Below are 19,676 nucleotides of genomic sequence, written 5' to 3'. Positions count from 1 at the left end.
AGTCTCTTTTTTTTTGAAGCCTTTGTTTTTTAATGGGTTTCTTTTTTAAGGGGTTTCTTTTTTAAACCCTTTGTTCTTGAACTCTCTTTCTTTTTTGGGGGATTTTAATGAAAAATCCTTTTTCTTTTGAACCCTCTCTCTTAAATTCTCTCTTTTTAGGGGGTTTCTTGTTTTGAACCCTTTGTTTTAGGGAGCTTCTTATTGAGAGATTTCTTTTCTTAAACCCTCTTTTTTTTAAACCCTTTGTTTTTTGGGGTTTTTTTTGAACTCTCTTTATTTTGAACCCTTTGTTTTTAAATTCTTTGTTTTTAAATTCTTTGTTTTTAAATTCTTTGTTTTTAAATTCTTTGTTTTTAAATTCTTTGTTTTTAAATTCTTTGTTTTTAAATTCTTTGTTTTTAAATTCTTTGTTTTTAAATTCTTTGTTTTTTTTGGGGGGGGTTTAATGAAAAATCCTTTTTAGTATTTTTTATAACCAATGATAAAAGAGCTTGCCAAAAGCAAGCGATAATTTTAAAAATGAAAAAATCTTTTTTAGCGTTTTTGGTATTATTTAGTAGAAAACTTGATGCTACTTTAAACGATAGTTTTTAAAAAAGCGCTTTTTTTATAGGGGGATTTAGTGGGATAAAAAGGAGAGAATGGTTTCAAATACTTCCTATCTCTTTAAGAGAATAAAATAAAACTTTAAGAAAATGAGTTTTATTATAAAATCAAATCTAAAACGATTATTTTTCACTCACAAAACTTTTATTTTTTTAAACTTTTTTAAAATTTTTTACTAAAAGATCTTTTGATCTTTTCACTGATTTTTCATCTGTTTTTTAAATTTTTTCACAAAACAAAGTTTTTAATTTTCTAACCTTTTTAATCCCACTCTATCGCTTGCGCTATAATGAACTGATATTATATTTTAAAAGGAATAAGCATGCCAAACACCACCAACAAAGATTACACAAAATACAGCCAAAGACAGCTTTTTAATTTAATCCATCAATTAGAGCGAAAAATCAAAAAGATGCAAAATGATAGAGCTTCTTTTAAAGAAAAAATGGCTAAAGAATTGGAAAAAAGGGATCAAAACTTTAAGGATAAAATAGACGCATTAAATGAACTCTTGCAAAAAATCAGCCAAGCTTTTGATGATAAAAGAGATTGTTGTTTGGGGTATGAGATCCCAAACATTCAAACGCAACAAGCCATGAGAGATGCGCTTAACAAAGAAACCGATTTGATTGTTGAGGATTTTTCTAGTTATAGCGATGAAAGAAAAAGGGCGTTAGGTGTTGAAACTCAACCTTAAAAAATCTTTTCAAAAAGATTTTGATAAATTACTTTTGAATGGGTTTGATGATAGCGTTTTGAATGAAGTCATTCTAACCTTAAGAAAGAAAGAACCACTAGACCCACAATTTAAAGATCATGCTTTAAAAGGCAATTGGAAACCTTTTAGGGAATGCCACATCAAAGCTGATATTTTGCTTGTGTATTTAGTGAGAGGTGATGAGCTTATTTTAGTAAGGTTAGGCAGTCATAGCGAACTGTTTTAAAACACCCGCACAACTTAAACGCTTAAACTAACCGCTTACCAACTACCCCCCTTTTTAGGGGTAAAATTCAGGGTTAAAACACCGCCTACACGCTTTTTGCTTTTTTTAAATGCCCTCGTGTTTCCCGCTTTTTAAATACCCTCGTGTGCGCATTTCCTTACGCTTCAAAGCCCCTTCATAACGGCGGATTTCAACCTCTGTTTTAGGCTCGTATTTGGGCATGGGGGTGGGTTTGCCATTTTCCACAGCCACCATGGTGAAATAGCATGAATTAGTGTGCATGATTTCACGAGTTTTAATATCTTCGCTCAAAACCTTAATCCCCACTTCACACGAGGTGTTTCCTACATAATTGATGCTGGCTAAAAAAGTGAGCAAATTCCCTACAGGAATGGGGTATTTAAAAGTAACCCCATCCACGCTTAAAGTGACCGTTCCTTTTTTGCAATAACGAGCCGAGCACACATAAGCCACTTTATCCAATAAATTCAATAATTCCCCCCCATGCATGACATTGTTGAAATTAGCCGTAGTAGGCACGACCAGATAGCTCATCAATAATTTAGTGCAATCGGCTGTGTCTAGGGTAAAATCAAAATGATTGGAATGCGATGATTGTATTTGAGGCATTGTTTCTCCTTAATTAAAATTGGTGTTAAAAATGTCTTTTGTAAAAAACATTCCAAGAACTATATATTAGTAAAAATTAAGTAATATTAAGTGAATATTAGAGGAATTAATAAAAAATAATAAGAGAGTTGGCGTTAGATAATGGGCGAGAAAAAAGAAAGCCAAAAGGTGGCAATTATCACCGGGGCGAGTTCTGGGATTGGGTTGGAGTGTGCGTTAATGCTGTTAGATCAAGGGTATAAAGTCTATGCGCTCTCTAGGCATGCGACTTTGTGCTTAGCGTTAAACCATGCGTTATGCGAGAGTATTGATGTTGATGTGAGCGATTCTAACGCTTTAAAAGAAGTGTTTTTAAACATCAGCGCTAAAGAAGATCATTGCGATGTTTTGATCAATTCCGCCGGTTATGGGGTGTTTGGGAGCGTAGAAGACACGCCTATTGACGAGGTTAAAAAGCAATTTAGCGTGAATTTTTTCGCCCTTTGTGAAGTGGTGCAGTTTTGTTTGCCCCTATTAAAAAACAAGCTCAACTCTAAAATTTTTAACCTTTCTTCCATAGCGGGGCGTGTGAGCATGCTCTTTTTAGGCCATTACAGCGCAAGTAAGCATGCCTTAGAGGCTTATAGCGATGCCTTGCGTTTAGAGCTTAAACCCTTTAACGTTCAAGTGTGTTTAATTGAGCCAGGCCCAGTGAAAAGCAACTGGGAAAAAACCGCTTTTGAAAATGATGAGCGAAAAGATAGCCTTTATGCATTAGAGGTGAATGCGGCTAAAAGCTTTTATTCTGGCGTGTATCAAAAAGCCCTAAGCCCTAAAGCCGTGGCGCAAAAAATCGTTTTTCTTACCATGAGTCAAAAAATCAAGGCCCGCTATTTGATCGGCTTAAAAACCCAATTGTTGTTAGCGTTGTATAGAATCCTCCCGAGCAGTTGGTATGATTCTTTGTTCAGATTAATCGTTCTTAAAAGGAAGCGTGATGCTTAAAACCTATCATATTGCCTTAGCTTGCGTGATTTTAGCGGTGGTGGTGCTTTTGTTTGGAGGGGAGTCCTTGAGCTTTGAAGAGTGGAAAGAAGTGTGCCTTAACGTGAAAAACCACTTTTTGCACAATGAAGAACTGAGCTCTTTAAGTATTATTATTTTAGAAATACGACTACCACGAGTGATTTTAGCGCTCCTGGTGGGAGCGAGTTTGTCCGGGAGTGGGGTGGTGATGCAAACGATTTTTAGAAACCCCTTAGTGGATCCCTTTTTACTAGGGATTTCTAGCGGGGCGATGCTAGGCGTGGCGATGGCGATAGCGGTAGTGGAGTCTAACATTGCGATTTTAGCGTTCTTTGGGGCGATTTTAGCTAGCCTTGCTGTCTTAGCGATGAATAGGGTTTTAGGCAATTCCGTCCTTTCGTTGGTGCTTTCAGGGGTGGTGTTGAGCGCGTTTTTAAGCGCCTTAGCCGGAGCGATAAAATTCTTTGTGATCCCTCAAAAAGCGCAAGCGATTGTCGTGTGGCTTTTAGGGAGCTTGTCTTTGAGCAGTTATAAGGATTGCTTGATCGCTTTCATAGGGCTATCTTTAGGCTTTATCCCGCTTTTTTTGTTAAGGTGGCGCATCAATTTATTGAGCTTGAGCGATGCGCAAAGTTTGAGTTTGGGTATTAATCCGGTGTTGTTGCGATCGCTTTGTTTGGTGTGCGTGAGCGTTGCGAGCGCTTTAGAGGTGAGCGTGTCTGGCACGATTGGCTGGATTGGGTTAGTCATTCCGCATGTAGCGAGATTGTTTTTTGGGGCGAATTTACAAAAACTGCTTTTAAGCTCTTTGTTAATGGGAGCGTTTTTCTTGCTTTTAGCGGATGTGGTGGCTAAAACCATTACCCCCTATGATTTACCGGTAGGCATTGCCACAAGCGTTTTAGGAGCGCCTTTCTTCTTGTGGCTTTTATTCAGGACTAGGGGGGTGTGATGGTCTTAGAAGTTAAAAACCTGTCCTTTAAATATTCTCAAAAACTCATTTTGGATAAATTGAGTTTTAGCGTGCCAAAAAACAGCATCACCAGCATTCTAGCGCCTAATGGATCGGGTAAAACCACGCTTTTAAAATGCCTTTTAGGGCTTTTAAAGCCTTTAGAAGAAACCGAAATTAAAGCGTGTAACAAAGATATTTTACCCTTAAAGCCTTATGAAAAAGCCAAATTGATCGCTTATATCCCCCAAGTGGAATATTATGCGTTTAATTTCAGCGTGTTGGATTTTGTCTTAATGGGGAAAGCGACGCATTTGAATCTGTTCGCTACGCCTAAAGCCAAGCACATTAAAGAAGCGACTAGCGTTTTAGAGCGCTTGGATTTAGAGTCCTTAAAAGATCAAGGCATCAACGATTTGTCCGGTGGTCAAAGGCAAATGGTGCTTTTAGCCAGAAGTTTGTTGCAAAGAACGCCCTTATTGTTACTAGATGAGCCTACGAGCGCTTTAGATTTAAAAAACCAAGCCCTTTTTTTTGATGCGATTAAAGATGAGATGAAAAAACGAGAATTGAGCGTTTTAGTCAATATCCATGACCCGAATTTGGTTGCCAGGCACTCCACGCATGTGGTCATGCTCAAAGATAAAAAACTTTTTTTGCAAGCTTCCACGCAAATCGCTATGACTTCGCACAATTTAAGCACGCTCTATGACACGCCCCTAGAAGCGATCTGGCATGATAACAAGCTTGTCGTGTATGCGTTGTAGAGTTTGAAAATAGGGGATTTTGAGTTATAATGTTTCGTTTATTTTATTTTTAAGGAGTTTATGTGAAAAATAGCACATCTGTACCCCCCCCCCCCCCATTTCTCAGACTATCCCTATAGTAGTAGCCTTTGACAATAGTTATTGCATCCCTGCTGGTGTGAGCTTATACTCCATGCTTTCTTGCGCGAAGCAAGAAAGAGATGGGGTAAAACTTTTTTATCAAATCCATTGTTTAGTGGATAGTTTGAGTGCTGAAAATACAGAAAAATTAAAGCAAACTATAGCCCCCTTTAGCGCGTTTTCTAGCATTGAATTTTGTGATATTTCAAAGAATGACGATGCTTACCCTTTTAAATTGGTTTCTAAACTTTTCTTAAGACTCAATTCTTTTGCTCAAAAGCGTTTTTCTAAAATGATTTTATGCCGTTTATTGTTAGCGAGTATTTTTCCTCAATATGAAAAAATTATCATGTTTGATGTGGATACTTTGTTTGTGGGCGATATTAGCGAGAGTTTTTTTATCCCTATGGGTGGAGAGTATTTTGGAATGGTTAAAGAAGACCTTTCTCTCTTTAATCTGAATAGTTTGGATGCGTTTCTTAAGAATCGGACTATTGATTGTATTAAGTTTTTTGAACTTGATGAAGAGAATGTATTGCCTACTGAAGAGCTTATAACTCTCTATCGCAATCATTTTAATGTGGGATTTATGGTAGCTAATCTTAAACTTTGGAGAGATGATAATTTAGAAGAAAAGCTTTGTGAGTTTTTGGTTGCAAGAAATCATTCTTTGGTGTGTCCAGAGCAAGACACAATAAACATTGTATGTGTCAACAAGATTTTACCCATCTCTGATTCGTATAATTTTTCTCACCGACTCTTCTATAGAAAAAAGATTAATGAAAAATCTGATGTTTGCATGGTTCACTTTTTTAGCGGTGAAAAGCCTTGGAAAGATTCTTATTTCTATTTACCTTATGCTACAAAGTGGCGTGAAACACTTTTTAAAACCTCTTTTGCATTGGATTTTTTTGAAAATTACAAGAACCAATTTGAAAATTACAAGAACCAAGTAGAGAATCTTAGTAATAATAAGAGAGGTTTTTTTGAATTTTTAAACACTAGACTGAATAAAAAACTTCTTATACAATACTTTTTGTTTAAGATTTTTAAAAAGCTAGAGTCTTTTTGTTTGCGTTAGTGGAGTTTGTTTTAAAGGCTAATCCCTTAGGGGTTGGTTTGCTAATAACACTCAAGCATGACTTGTGTCAATATACCAACCATCCCAAAGAGATCTACACTTCTTAAATCCACCCCATGCCAAAGCATGGGTTGGTTTAATAGCGGTATTTAGATCAATATTTAGAAACTATACCTCATTCCTAAATTGGAAGCGAAATGGCCTATATTGGAAATCAAATTGTGCAAATAAACAAAGCCCAAATTCAAAAACACTTCTTTAGCCAATTTCAATTCCCCACCCATCATCACTCTAGCATGGGTATTTAAAGGATTGCGAGCAGCATTCACTTTAAAGGTGTTTAAAGACACCGCATTGCTAGAACCAAAATTAGCAAATTCTTGTAACACTCCAGCATTCATATAGAAGTATGAAGTGTCCCCATAATAATAACGCGCTTCCACATTAGCGCTAGCGTTGAATAAATGCTGACTGCTTGCACCATTTTTTAAAGCCACTTTATTGGTGCTGTTGCTTTCAAAGTTGGTTGAACCTAAATGGTTATAGCTCACGCCCACGCTTGGTTTTAACACTAAAGCGTTCCTAAAAAACGCGAAGTCATAACCATAGCTCGCTCTTGCTGCAGCGCCATAGGCTAAGTAATTGTAGCTTTGATTCAAATCTCTTAATAGAGCGCTTTTGAAATTCAAGCTTGATTGATCACTCCCTACAGCTCCTTGAGCTTCAAAATCAAATTCATGCCGGTTAGCAAAGATACGGCTATACACGCCAAAATTAGCGTTATTAGCCCCAGAGTTAAGAGAGTTCGCTTGATTATTAAAAGAGCTATAACCATAGCTTCCAAATCCGCCCACAATGGCTTCCACTTTCTCATTAAGGTAAGCATCTACGCCGGCGCTTGTGCCATATAATGAAGTGTTGCCTCCGCTATTTAGGCTCGCTCCTCCAATAGCGTTAGCCCAAACATTGGTGGGTTTTTCATATTTAGGGGCAAATTGATACAACACTTCTGCTGCGCTTTCTAAAGAAGCGAATCTTTGGTCTTTTAAAGCTTGCAAGCGTCTGGCAAACGAGTCAATATTGTTGGTGTGTCTCCTAGAGAGATTGACTAAACGAGAATTTAAAATCATCGCATTGCTCAAGCTCAAAGTTTGTAAACCGCTTGTCTTATGCTCCAAACTGGCTATGTTGTTTAAAGCGTCAGTGGCCGTATTCAATTGCTTGGTGATTTCATTAGCGCTTGTAGCATCAATCATTGTTCTGGCATAACCTGCATTATGGCTATCAATCAATAAGGTTTGTAAGAGATCCCTGCCTTGCGCACCTGAGTTAGCATAAAGCGTGTCAATATCCTTAGAGCGGTTAGCCAATTCAAATACGCTTTCAATGGTGCCAAAATCATGCTTATTGATAGCGACTAAATTAGGCGTGGCGCTAGTTTGAGCGAAAGGAGCGTTCTTTATGAGAGCGTAGCTAGCGAAACGCGCATTGTTAGTGGTGTTTGTGGGTAAGTTTGTGGTATTGCCACCATTCTCAGCAGGTGTAGCATTACCTAAATAACGCACAGAGATTTTAGAGCCATTAGCCGTTTTGCTGATACCTATATTTTTCCATGCCTTACCGATAAGATACTTGTAATTGTCAGGGTTATTCACCATGGCTTGATCGCCGATAGCCATCCCGCATGCTTTAATGTCATCGGTATTTCGCACCACACAAGTATCCATGCGGTTATTGTTGTTATAAAGGGCTAGGCGCTCGTTGAATTGTTCTATTAGATTAGCATTACTAATGCTGTTAGTGCCTAAAGAAGCATTTTCATAACCGATGATTTTCGCTTTCAATAAGACATGTTCTTTATTTTTAATGAGATCTTGAGCGCTGTTAATCTTAACAAGTGGTTTGTAAAATCCAGTTGCGCTATCTATATCATTATTAAAACTCATGACTGCTGCATTGCCTACACTTAAGGTTTCTATGTTCCCGCCTCGAACCAAATAATTGATAGTGCCTTGATTGTTGACAAAATTCCCCTGAATGGTTACATTTGAAAATTGGCTATAATCCATGACTGCATTGGGGCCTAGGGTTAGATTATTAAACATAAGTTTTGATGTGCCCCAAGGACTCCCTTGAGGTCCAAAAGCAAGTTTGTTGGTGATTTCAACATTTTTAATATTCCTAGCGTCAAAATAATTCCAAGGGGCGTAGTAAAAATCATTGATAACCAGTTTTTCACCGCCTTTAAACTTAACACCTCCAGAATAGATTGACCTAGTGCCAGTTTCTAAACGCACGGTGTTGATGCGCGATTGATTGCCTATATCTTCGCTAAAATTAGTGTATTCCCCCACACTTATCCCATTGGTTTTAACCAACAATTCATTAATGTTGAAGTTTTTAATGGCCACATTAGTGGAAGCTGTAATGAGCTTGTTGATATTGACCTTGTTTGTAACACCACTAAAATCTAAGGTGTTGAAACCACCATTACCAGTATCAATATCTTTAAAATTGACCGTATGAGCGCTCGCTTTTAAATTCACAAATCTTCCCAGACTGATATTGTTATTAAAAGCGATTGTGCCGTTTTTGGTATCCACACCAGCCTTAAACTCAAAATTCGCGCTTGATCCTGCCAAAGCATAACCGCCCACTTGATTATTCACCATTAAAGCCCCATCAACGGTGATATTCCCGGTTAGATTTTCCACTAAAAGAGAGCGCCCGCTCGCTTGATTGGACAGATTGACACCGCCTTTGCCGATATTCAAATTAGCCGCATTGGTGGTAAGAGAAGCTGTATACCCTCCCACTTTAATCGTGCCATCAGCGTTAGTGTTGATGCGGTTGATATTGACCACCGTGTCTTTGGCGCCAGCAAAAGGCCCATCAATGACTTGCGTGGGTTGAATTTCTGTTTTTTGTCCGCTATTGGGTGGGTTAATGACCTGAGTGTTACTATCTTGTTTGTCGTTTTTAGCGCTTTCATCTTTGTCGTTTTTAGCACCACTTTGAGAATTGGTATTATTAGGTTTATCCTTATAACCACCTTCTGGAGGGGCGATGATATTTAACCCCGCGCTTTGCCACAAATCCAGTGTGCCAATATAAGTCTTTTTACTGGCGATAATGCCTGCTTGAGCGGCGTTTCGATCGCCCACAGTGAGATGGTTAAAATTCACTTCCCCTGTCACTTTTGAAGTGTTTATCGTGCTGTATGAAGGGGCCAAATACGCTCCCACATATTGCAAACGGCCCATCCACACGTTACCCATTAATTTAACGCTGTTTGAAGCCAAATTAAGCGTGGCGCCATCATAAAGAGAAATTTCCGCGTTTTTATCGCTAGTGATCCCTTCTGAAGCTTGCAAAGTTAAAACCGTAGAGCTGGCTTTTCTGCCGGCTCCAGAACCCACACGATTATTGATTTCTAAAAAATTATCAATTAAGATATTTTTAGCGTTGAAATCCACTCTCGTGGTGCGATCAGCGCTATCTTTAAAGCTTGTGAAAGAATTGCCATTGAATTGACCCAAACGCAAAGTGGCTTTTTGCATATTGACATCTAAATCCCCACCGGTGTAGTTTCTTAGCCCTGAAAGCTTATAAGTCCCTACAGCATCTTTCATATCCACTTCAAGCTTGTTCCATTGCCCGCCTTTGACCCAATAATGCCTAGCGGCATTCCCCCAATCCCAACCTCCATCAATCTTACTGGATAAAAGGGATTTGTATAAGTCGTATTCCTTGTTAGGGAATTCATTAAAACCTCTTCCTGCTTGAATGCGCCACTTTATCGGGTTTATCCGGAGTTTTATTCGCTTCTTCGGCTTGTTTGAGCCCCCAACCAAGAAGCCCTGAGACCGTTCCTACAGCAGCGCCTGAAGCGATACCCCCAACAATGGCTGGAATGATCACGGTTGTAAAGAAGGCGGCATGACTTTGTTGCGGTGTGATGCTGACCAACGCTCCTACTAAAGCAAGAGAAACCAAAGGGCGATTGATTTTGCGGTGTGTTTGTTGTATTTCCATTTTCTTCCTTTCTTTTTGTGAAACGATTTTTGCACAAAGGGTGCGACTTTAGACTAGAAAATTTCTGTTGTATTTACGATTAAGGTTATAAATATATAGTATTTACAACCGATGTCCAATTTTATCAAGTATTAGGTAAATGAATATAAAATTTACAAGATTAAAAAGCAAAAATATTGAAATTTGTGGCTAGAATGTGTAAAAAGGTAAAATTGGAGGCGTTTAAAAAAACTTCTCCCAAATCGTGCCTTGTGGGGTGTCCATCAAAGCGATTTTGTGGTTTAAAAGCTCTTCTCTGATGCGATCGGCTTTTAAAAAATCTTTTTGTTCTTTGGCGCGTTTTCTTTCTTCTATCTTGTTTTCAATTTCTTGTTTTTCGCTCCCACTCACGCCTAATTGGAAATATTCTACAGGGTTTTTAAACCCGATGCCAAGCAGTTCTTCTATGAATTTCAAATTCGCTAAAATTTCGCCCTTTAAAGCTTTGTTTTTAGGGTTTTGATCCAGTTTTTCATTAGTGGAAGAAAGCATGCTTTCTAAAACGCTCAACGCTTTAGAAATGTTTAAATCATCTTGCATGCATTCTAAAATTTCTTTTTTAAAGTTTGGATTTATTCCTCCAAGAGTCCCTAAAACGCGCTGTTTTAAACGATAGATTTTATCCAAGCGTTTTTTACTCACCAGTAAGTCTTCTTCATTGAAATTCAAAACAGAGCGATAATGCACCCCCAGTAAGTAATTGCGCAAAATTTCGCCATCATAGTTTTTGAGAGCGTCTTTAATGAAAAAGCTATTCCCTAAACTTTTAGACATTTTTTCGTTATTGATATTCACAAAGCCATTATGCATCCAGTATTTGGCAAGCTCCACGCCAAAGGCGCAACGGGTTTGGCACGCTTCATTTTCATGGTGGGGGAATAACAAATCCGCTCCGCCTGCATGGATGTCAATTTGATAAGGGGTGTCAGTGAGCGCTAAAGTTTTAAAGATCATGCTAGAGCATTCTATATGCCAGCCAGGACGCCCTTTGCCTAAAGGGCTATCAAAGCCCACATCATTATCCCCCTTATAGCTTTTCCATAACACAAAATCCTGCTCAAGCCGTTTTTCTTGCACCAAACCAATACGGCTAAATTCAATGCTGCTATTATGCACGCTCAAAGAGCCGTAATCTTTATCCTTGCTCGTGTCTAAATAAATATCCCCATTAGAGATCTGATAAGCGATATTTTTTTCTAAAAGCGTTTCAATCATGCCCACCATAGCGTCTAAATACTCGCTCGCTTTAGGCTCTAGGCTGGGTTTTTTCACATTCAAAGCGTTTAAATCCCTCGTGTAAGATTCAATATAAATACTGCTTAATTCTTGAATGCTTTTGTTTTCTTTTAGGGCTTTGTTGATGATTTTATCGTCAATATCCGTGAAATTCCTTACTAGCACCACTTCATAGCCGCTCAATTCAAGCGTGCGCCTTAACAAATCAAAAGCAATCGCGCTCCTGGCATGCCCTAAATGAGCGTCATCATACACCGTAGGCCCGCACACATAAATATTCGCCTTTTTTTCAACTAAAGGCTCAAAAGGGACTTTTTGTTTTAATTTGGTGTCATAAATAAACATTTAAAAACCTTGAAAATAATAAAATAAATATAAATGTGTAACCCACGATTTGAACGCTAAGAGTAATAAGATTTCCACGCAAGCGAGAAAAAGAATTACAAGCCATAATTTTAAATTTTTAATTATACCCAAGAATGGTTGAAAGCCAAACGCTTTTATCGTTAAAACCAATAAAAATAACCCGCTCAAACTATTCGCTAAAGCCAAACCTAAAACCCCCAACAAAGGCATTAAACTCAAAGAAGCCACTAAACCTAAAAAAAGCGAAATTAAAGAGATTTTAGCCGCTTTTTTTTGCTCTAATTTCGCATAAAGCCATAAAGAAAAGAGTTTGGTTAGCCCAAAAGGGAGCAAGCCTAAAAGATAGAGCGAAAAGACTTGCGAAGTGATTAGGGTGTCTTTAGGGCTAAATTGCCCCCTTTCAAATAAAAGCTCTGTGATTTCTTTGCTTAACATTATTCCCCCAATGCTGCAAAGAAGCAAAACCCCCACCAAAAAAAACCACGCCTTTTGCAAGCGTTTTAAGATTAAATCCTGCTGATTGTTTTTAATAGCGATCGCAATGCTAGGGAAAAGGGCTGTGGATATGGCTATGGCAAATAAAGCTAAAGGGAGCTGGAAGACTCTATTAGCGTAATACAAATAAGACACGCTCCCGCTCGCTAGAAAAGAGGCTATCGTGGTGTCTAAAAAAGAAGCGATCTGAGCGCTAGAATTGCCTAAAACGCTGGGGAGGAATTGCTTGAAAAACGCTTTCAAATCCTTTTTAACTCTTTGAGAGCGGTATTTTTTTTTGAGCGCGTTTTTAGTCTTAAAGCTCAAAAATCCTTTCCATAATAAAGCCCATAAGCCTAATTTTACTAAAGGATAAAAGTGTAATAAAATTTGAGCCACGCCCCCTAAAAGCACGCCATAGCTCAAATAATACAACGCTTCTAAATGCGTTTTTTCTTTAGAAATGAAAAGGGCTAAAATCATGCATAAATTGAGTAAGCTTGCGCTATAAGCGCTGGCAAAAAAGCTGTGTTTGTATTGCAAAAGCGCGCCTAAAAAGGTGGTGATAAACACCAATAAAAGATACCAAAAATTGATCGCTACAATAGGGGCGCATAGTTTGATTTTTTCTTCATCAAAGCCGTAAGCTAGGAGTTTGGTTAGCCACAAGGGATTTAATGCCACCAATAAGCACCATATCAATAAAACGCTACAAAAAATAATCCCCACCAAACTCGCAAAGCTCCCTTTAATGGAACTTCGTATGAAGCTTGGTAAAAAGCTTTGAGAAAAAGAGCCTTCTGCAAAAATACGCCTGAATAAATTAGGCAATTTGAAAGCCACAAAGAAAATATCGCTATACACCCCAGCCCCTAGAATATTAGCCATCATCAAATCCCGTAAAAAGCCAAAAATCCTAGAGCATAAAATCCCTAAGCTATTGGTTAAAAATATTTTTTTTAGCATACTAGTTGTATTTATTACCTAATTTTCAGCGTTTTTTTGTTAGCATATTCCTTTTTTCAAATTCTTATATTATACCATTTAAGGATTAAAAAATGAGCTTGGAGCATTTTGCCCCTATAAAAGTTGAGCGGTGCAAAGACATTCAAAAAGAGTTAAAAAAAGCGGCCGCTGAAAATAAATTACAAATAGAAGATCTATGGTTTGAGATTTTAAAAACTTCTATTTTTATCAAAAACAGTGCTAAAGACGATTTTAGCGAGGCTTTTGGTGGGGAATTGCAACAATTAGAAGAAGATGAATACTATGAAAAAAAAGAGCTAACCCTTTATCAAACCCACGACATTAAAATCAAATCAAACGCTTATAAGCGCTTTTTTGAAGTAAAAGTGGATGAACATTTGAGTAAAATAGAAATCGTTTTAGACGAGTGTTTTATTGTCCTAGACACTGAAGAGCATTACCAAGAAATGTTTGCGTATATTAAAGAGTGTTTAGCCTTTCAAGGCGTGGTGTTTCGCCACCTTTCACAAATGTATGAAAATCTAAAAACAGAGTTAAGAAAATATAAAAAAGAAGCCCAAAACAAGCGTTTTATTTTATACGCTTCTTTAACCTTTATCCCTAATACAGAAGAACAATCCCATTTTTTATTAGAAGAAGAATACCTTCCAACGCACATTGTTCCCTTAAGCGATCAAGAAGAATCGTTGGTTAAAGAAAATGATTATATCGCTAAAGAAAATCAAAAAGTCGCTTGCGTGAATTACCCCAAACAAGGCAAAGACGGCCGTAACCTTAAAGGCCTTTATATTGAATTATCTAAAGTTGCCAATTCGCCCACCCCTATAGGGCATGACAAAAACGCTTTTGAAGAAAGAGAAGAAAATAACGCTTTAGTGTATTACTCCAAAGCCTTACAAGGGGTTAAAATGGAAAAAGGGCGTTTGATTTCTAATCAAAATTTTGTTTTTAAAAACGGGATCAAATCCATTGAAACGCCCAATCTTTTAGGGGGAGTGGAGAGCGGGTTGGTTTTAGAGATTCAAGCTAAAGATGAATTGAGCGATGCGATTGATTCTAACCTCATTTTAGAAGCGAGCGCGATTAACATTAAGGGCAATGTGGGCAAGAATGTGATCTTAGTGGCTAAAGAAATTACTATAGAAGGGCAAATCCACCCTGAAAGCTATGTCTATGCCAATAAAGCGCGTATCACTAACCATAAGGGCGTGTGCTACGCTAAAGAGTTTGAGTGCAAGTATTTAGAGCGCGCTAAGGTGTATGCCAATAGCGTTAAAGTGGAAGCGAGCGCGGGGAGCATGGTCTATGCGAAAGAAATCGCTTTAGAAAAGCTCAAAAGCGATAACAAGCTGTATTTTTCCAAGCAATGTTTGATTGATGAAGTGGATGGTAATGGCAACCGCTTTATTTTTTACGCTTTTGGGGGGCGAGAAAACCAAGAAGAATTGAAAGCCGCTAAACAAAAACTCAATGCATTAGGGTTAAAATCTAAAAAAATCATCGCTCAGCACCAGTTTTTAAACCATTTAGTCAAAAACCATCAAGCCATCATGGAAAAGCTTAAAAACGCCACCGAAGAAATCAAACGCTCTTTAATGCAACAAGAAAGCGTGAAAGACGCTTATAGCGAGTTTATGTTTGCTTTAAAGCGTTTGAAAATCTTAAAAGCCCAAATGCTAGAATTGCAAAAAATCAATAACGAATGTTACGCTAAACTCATTAGCATAGAAAACAGCTTCCAACATGCAAGCGTTATGACTAAAAACCCTTTCAAGCAAGAAAATATCGTGATCTACCATCGCAATTACCCTAAAGTGAGCAACTTGAGCGCTATGTTAAGCCATAATGAAAGCGTGAATGTGATCTATGAAGATCATAAAATCAAAAAAGTTCCTAAAAGCGCTATAAAAGGCTAGAGCGAGAAATAAAAAAGGGATAAAATGATAGTGGGTTTGATAGGGGTTGTGGAAAAAATTTCTGCTTTAGAAGTGCATATAGAAGTGCAAGGGGTTGTTTATGGGGTGCAAGTTTCTATGCGGACTTCTGCTTTGCTCCAAGCGGGCCAAAAAGCGCGTTTGAAAATCTTACAAGTCATTAAAGAAGATGCGCATCCTTTATACGGGTTTTTAGAAGAGAGCGAAAAAATCCTCTTTGAAAGGCTTTTAAAAATCAATGGGGTAGGGGGGCGTATCGCTTTAGCCATTCTTTCAAGCTTTTCGCCAAATGAATTTGAAAACATTATCGCTACTAAAGAAGTCAAAAGACTCCAGCAAGTCCCAGGCATAGGCAAAAAGCTCGCTGATAAGATCATGGTGGATTTGATTGGTTTTTTCATTCAAGATGAAACTAGCCCTGTGTGCAATGAAGTCTTTTTAGCCCTAGAGAGTTTGGGCTTTAAAAGCGCTGAAATCAATAAAGTTTTAAAAACCCTAAAACCCCATCTCAGCACCGAAGCAGCGATTAAAGAAGCCTTACAACAACTGCGCTCTTAAAAAAAGTTTTTAGTTTAGCGTTTATGTGTTAGAACGAAGCCACCGCAGGCGCAGCCTTGAAGTATCACATTAAACGAGCGCTTGAACGAAGCCACACCATAAGCGATTTTAGTAAGCAATTAGAATTAAGCGCTAAAAATTCTCAATTCACCAACAACACGCTTAAAATCATTGAAGAGCTTAATAACGGCGTTAAACAAGCGAGCGAAGAAATTAAAGAGAAAGCGACTAAATACGAAAAAGCCTTAAAAGAATTACAAAAGATTGATGAAAGCAAGCTCACTAAAGAACAGCAATAAGTTTTAAAGGTGTTTAAGGGCGAGTTAGATCAAACAGAAATCAAAGGGATAGACTTAAACGATCTTTACATTTTAGAGCAAGGATCAAGGAATGCAGGAGCTAGAAAAATACTAAGAAAGCAGAACGGAGAAGAGAACGGACTAACTAATGAAGAACTACTTAACATGAGCGAAGTTATCAAAAACGGAAGTGTGTTATTAGAGAGTTTTGAAAGGATTAAAAACGGATTTAGATACGCTTACGAATGGGATAACAACGGCGTAAAGCTTATGTTAGTAGTAGATGATTTAAACAATGGAAATAAGATTTTTGATTTTTATACAAGTCAAGAGGAATTACTAAAAACACAAGAAAACCCACTTAAAACAACAGAAAACCCGCTAAAAACGCAAAATTTAAGCCCATTAGAACAAGCTAACGCCGAAAAGCTTGCCAAGTTAGAAAGCGAGAAGCTAGAAAGCGAAAAAGAATTTACACGCTTAAAAGAGCAAGAGATAAAACGCAAAGAAGCTTTAAAAAAGAAATTAGAACACGAGCGAGGCAATGCAGGAAACATTGAAAGTCAGACTAAAATAGAAGTAGGAGAGGATATACCCACACACACACAAACGCAAATCCCTAAAAGCCGAGTTCGGTTGAATGAAAGAGAGATTTACGATCTAGATTATGCGATCGTGAAAGCAAAAGATTTAAAACCAAGCTTTACCACAGGCGGGACGCAAAAACGCACGGACATGAACGAAGAACAGATTAAAAGCATTGCTGAGAATTTTGATCCTAAAAAGATATTTGGGAGTGGAGGTTTTGAAGATTTACCGATCGTTTTACACGACGGCCAAGTGATCGCAGGGAACCACCGAGTCCAAGGCATGCTAAATTTCACGCCTAAAAGCCGTTTTGCTTACGAAAGAGCGATCAAGGAATATTATCACATAGATTTAAAGCCGGACGAGCTATTAGTGCGCTTGCCTTCTAAACGCTTAAACAACACCGAGATCAACAATTTAGCGGCTTCATCTAATCAAGGCCGCTTCAATAGCGAGAGCGATCATGCGATAGCGGTTTTAATCCACTACGAGCCTAAATTAAAAGAATTAGAAACCCAATTAAACGCTGATAGCATTTACTCATTAAAAAATATCGTTGCTAAAAATCTTAATTTTGATAAGGCTACTCATCCTAATGTAACCGATAGCAACCTAGCCCTTTTAATGTTTAACATGCCACGCACTAAAACGCAAGGGATAGAGTTATTAAACCGCTGGCAGAAAGAATTTACAAACGATATTAAAAGCTATGAAAAAGTGAAAAAAATGTTTGTAGATAATGCGGGCAGTTTTCACAATTTAATCCATGATATGAGTTTTCCTAATGTGAGCTTAAACGCTTATCTAAGCAATATTATGGATCGCAGTTTTGCGAATTTAAAGAATTATCAAAGCACAAGCGAAAGCCTGAAAGATTTGAGCGAAAAATTCTATAAAACGAGTTCGTTAGACATGTTTGAAAAGAGCGATCAAAGCGTGAGCGATATAAGCGAGATTTTAGGAGCAAGCGTAGCACGATTTGCGAGGTTTGATGATCCGAGCAAAGCGTTATTTGAAGCCTTAAGAAGCGATAACATTAAAAAAGGTTTGAAAGAATTCAAGATCGCAGATGTTACAAAAGACATGTTCGATCCTAATAGTAAGGAATTTAAAGACATTGATATTTACGATTTCACGCATTACCTTTTAATGGCCAATAGAGAGCCTAATGAAAATAACCCTACCTTAAAGCGCTTAATACAAGCCGTTAAGGACAGGCAAAAAGAAAACGAGAAAACGATTAAACCAAAACTTGAAACGCCTAGCGAATGGGGACATAATTATAGCGAGTTTAAAAATGATGGTTTAGGAGCGATCAACAAGCTTTTAGAAACTAAAAAAGGTTTTGTAGCGGGAGCGTTTCATAAGGAAGGTTTAGGGGATATTGATTTAGTTTGGGGAACGCCAAAGACTAAAGATAGCGACGGTTATGGATTAGCGCATATATTAGAGCGTAGAATATCTAACGAGATGAAGAAAGGCTTAAGTGAAGCAGAAGCTAAAGAATACGCCCTAAATATAGCTAAAACGATACCTGAAGCTATTGACAAAGGCGTTAAGGTTGATAATAACGGCAGAATAGCTATTGAATACGAAAATATAAGAGTAGGTTTAAAGGATAATCGGAAAGGAGAAAAATTACCTAATCATTGGGTCATAACAAGTTATGAAAAGTTAGAGGATAGTGAAAGTTTATATACATCTCCACTAATTACAAAGAGTGAGATTCTACCCTTAAACTCCAATGAACCTAATTCTAACACAAAAAAGTGAATATAAGGAATAACATTAGCAAAATCTCAGAATAGCAATTGACCATCAGTTATGAGCTGAGTGCTAGACATATTTGATAAAGCTAATGTATTTTGAAAGTATAAAACAAAAACTTCAATAAGTCAAGGAGTAAGAGAATATGAAAATAAAGCCTCACCCACCCAGTCAAAAAAACCGCTATGTTCACGCTTAAATTTGGAGAATCTCTGACAATAGAACACGATTGCAAAAATCTCATGGAGATTAAAGTCCAAACCAATAAGGGCAGTAAAACCCTTCATTTTAAACTCCCACAACCTAAGGAATGAGAATCGTTAATGGGTTGGTTCTTTGGTTAAAGCCTTTTTAAATCAATCGGGTTGGATTGACTCCTTGTTTTATTTCTTTAATCTTTAAAAAAAGAAATTGTGGTTACTCTGTTTGCATCGTTACCAGAACTTCGTTGGTTTTTTAGTTTAAGCCCAGTTGGTTTTAGTGAGATTTTCTCTGATTGAAAAAAGCTTGTCTTTGACTTCGTTACTACTCAATTTCCTCACTTTATCCGAATTGTATTTCAAATCCTGGCTAAGGAGAGACAATCGGTTAGACAAATCGGCAATATCCACCCGTAGCCCCTCATCTCTGGCTAATTTGAGCGCAGGGATTAAATCCGTATCTTTTGAAAAGATAAGAATCCTATCGGCTATTTTTTTAAAGGCTATTCTTTGAATGTCAAGACCCATGAGCATATCCACCTGCTTTTGTTCTAATAACGCCCTATAACTCCCATCAAACTCCACTCTTATTGCGTTTAACTTAGTCCTCCCTAACCTTAATTCCACTTGATCCAATGAAGCTAGATCGTGTTGGAAATTTTCCACATCGCTATAAATCTTCTCCCATTTGGTCGCTTCACTGCTTTGCAAGATCTCTTCAATGTCGTTGCTTGTGAAGATTTTCATTTCTGTTCCCGGATTTTTTTCATTTTGGAGGGTGTCATTCCTCTTATCCCATAACGCATGTTCAAAATCAAAGGGTGGGGTGGTATAAAAGTAAATACGACTGATCCTCTCATCATCTAGTAAAAAAGCCCTAATAGTAACGATCACATCTAAAGCGATATTATAATTAACGCATTTTGTTTGTTTAATATCGCGCCTGAAATTCTCCCAATCCACTAGTATGATTGTGTTTGCTTTCATTTATTGCTCCCTTATTTATATGCTAAATTTTTTAAAAGTTTTAATGCAATCTTGTATTTTGCACTAACAAGAAACATGGATATAATAATAGCGTTTTTTAA

The 19,676-nt window shown here is 37.6% G+C and carries 14 protein-coding genes and 1 pseudogene; 10 read left to right on the top strand and 5 right to left on the bottom strand.

The window, feature by feature from the left end; all coding sequences use genetic code 11:
- Positions 1–928 precede the first annotated feature (928 nt).
- A complete protein-coding gene (locus P6280_RS06070) occupies positions 929–1,303 on the top strand; it encodes a type II toxin-antitoxin system HP0895 family antitoxin (protein WP_283237275.1) in 375 nt (124 codons plus the stop codon).
- Positions 1,284–1,550 (top strand): HP0894 family type II toxin-antitoxin system mRNA interferase toxin, encoded by a 267-nt coding sequence (locus P6280_RS06065; RefSeq protein ID WP_000916167.1) that lies wholly within the window; start codon positions 1,284–1,286, stop codon positions 1,548–1,550. The genes P6280_RS06070 and P6280_RS06065 overlap by 20 nt, the downstream gene beginning before the upstream one ends.
- Before the next feature lie 105 nt (positions 1,551–1,655).
- On the opposite strand, the gene P6280_RS06060 is transcribed toward P6280_RS06065, so the two are convergent.
- A complete protein-coding gene (locus tag P6280_RS06060) occupies positions 1,656–2,180 on the bottom strand; it encodes an acyl-CoA thioesterase (protein ID WP_050832822.1) in 525 nt (174 codons plus the stop codon).
- Positions 2,181–2,321: 141 nt separating this feature from the next.
- Here P6280_RS06060 and P6280_RS06055 point away from each other — a divergent pair, with 141 nt between their 5' ends.
- The 4 genes from P6280_RS06055 (at position 2,322) to P6280_RS06040 (ending at position 6,105) form a co-directional block, all read left to right on the top strand.
- Complete coding sequence (locus tag P6280_RS06055) at positions 2,322–3,164, top strand: SDR family oxidoreductase (RefSeq protein ID WP_283237274.1); 843 nt, start codon at positions 2,322–2,324, stop codon at positions 3,162–3,164.
- Positions 3,157–4,137, top strand: a complete 981-nt coding sequence (locus tag P6280_RS06050) for a FecCD family ABC transporter permease (protein WP_283237273.1) — start codon at positions 3,157–3,159, stop codon at positions 4,135–4,137. Before P6280_RS06055 ends, P6280_RS06050 begins: the two co-directional genes overlap by 8 nt.
- A complete protein-coding gene (locus P6280_RS06045; RefSeq protein WP_096529152.1) occupies positions 4,137–4,904 on the top strand; it encodes an ABC transporter ATP-binding protein in 768 nt (255 codons plus the stop codon). The genes P6280_RS06050 and P6280_RS06045 overlap by 1 nt, the downstream gene beginning before the upstream one ends.
- A gap of 172 nt (positions 4,905–5,076) precedes the next feature.
- Positions 5,077–6,105, top strand: coding sequence for a glycosyltransferase family 8 protein (locus P6280_RS06040; RefSeq protein ID WP_349306382.1), 1,029 nt, complete (start codon positions 5,077–5,079; stop codon positions 6,103–6,105).
- A gap of 161 nt (positions 6,106–6,266) precedes the next feature.
- Here P6280_RS06040 and P6280_RS06035 read toward each other — a convergent pair.
- The 3 genes and pseudogenes from P6280_RS06035 to murJ form a co-directional block, all read right to left on the bottom strand.
- Positions 6,267–10,140 (bottom strand): annotated as a pseudogene (locus P6280_RS06035) (vacuolating cyotoxin family protein).
- 222 nt (positions 10,141–10,362) lie between these two features.
- Entirely contained in the window at positions 10,363–11,760 is a 1,398-nt protein-coding gene (gene cysS, locus P6280_RS06030; protein ID WP_283237272.1) for a cysteine--tRNA ligase, read from the bottom strand.
- Positions 11,761–13,221, bottom strand: a complete 1,461-nt coding sequence (murJ, locus tag P6280_RS06025; RefSeq protein WP_283237271.1) for a murein biosynthesis integral membrane protein MurJ — start codon at positions 13,219–13,221, stop codon at positions 11,761–11,763.
- Between the two features lie 92 nt (positions 13,222–13,313).
- Between murJ and P6280_RS06020 the strand changes: the two genes are divergently transcribed.
- The 4 genes from P6280_RS06020 to P6280_RS06005 are packed head-to-tail and all read left to right on the top strand — an operon-like array spanning position 13,314 to position 18,394.
- Complete coding sequence (locus P6280_RS06020; protein ID WP_283237270.1) at positions 13,314–15,158, top strand: FapA family protein; 1,845 nt, start codon at positions 13,314–13,316, stop codon at positions 15,156–15,158.
- A 24-nt stretch (positions 15,159–15,182) separates the two neighbouring features.
- Complete coding sequence (ruvA, locus tag P6280_RS06015; RefSeq protein ID WP_283237269.1) at positions 15,183–15,734, top strand: Holliday junction branch migration protein RuvA; 552 nt, start codon at positions 15,183–15,185, stop codon at positions 15,732–15,734.
- Positions 15,735–15,790: 56 nt separating this feature from the next.
- Positions 15,791–16,033, top strand: coding sequence for a hypothetical protein (locus tag P6280_RS06010; RefSeq protein WP_283237268.1), 243 nt, complete (start codon positions 15,791–15,793; stop codon positions 16,031–16,033).
- Between the two features lie 9 nt (positions 16,034–16,042).
- Complete coding sequence (locus P6280_RS06005) at positions 16,043–18,394, top strand: DUF3519 domain-containing protein (protein WP_283237267.1); 2,352 nt, start codon at positions 16,043–16,045, stop codon at positions 18,392–18,394.
- A 455-nt stretch (positions 18,395–18,849) separates the two neighbouring features.
- On the opposite strand, the gene P6280_RS06000 is transcribed toward P6280_RS06005, so the two are convergent.
- A complete protein-coding gene (locus P6280_RS06000) occupies positions 18,850–19,575 on the bottom strand; it encodes an NYN domain-containing protein (protein ID WP_000646759.1) in 726 nt (241 codons plus the stop codon).
- Positions 19,576–19,676: the final 101 nt, after the last annotated feature.

The sequence above is a fragment of the Helicobacter sp. 219-2 genome, assembly GCF_030053225.1.
Taxonomy (GTDB): domain Bacteria; phylum Campylobacterota; class Campylobacteria; order Campylobacterales; family Helicobacteraceae; genus Helicobacter; species Helicobacter pylori_C.
The sequence above is the reverse complement of the archived record's forward strand: the minus strand, read 5'-3'. Positions and strand labels throughout refer to the sequence as shown.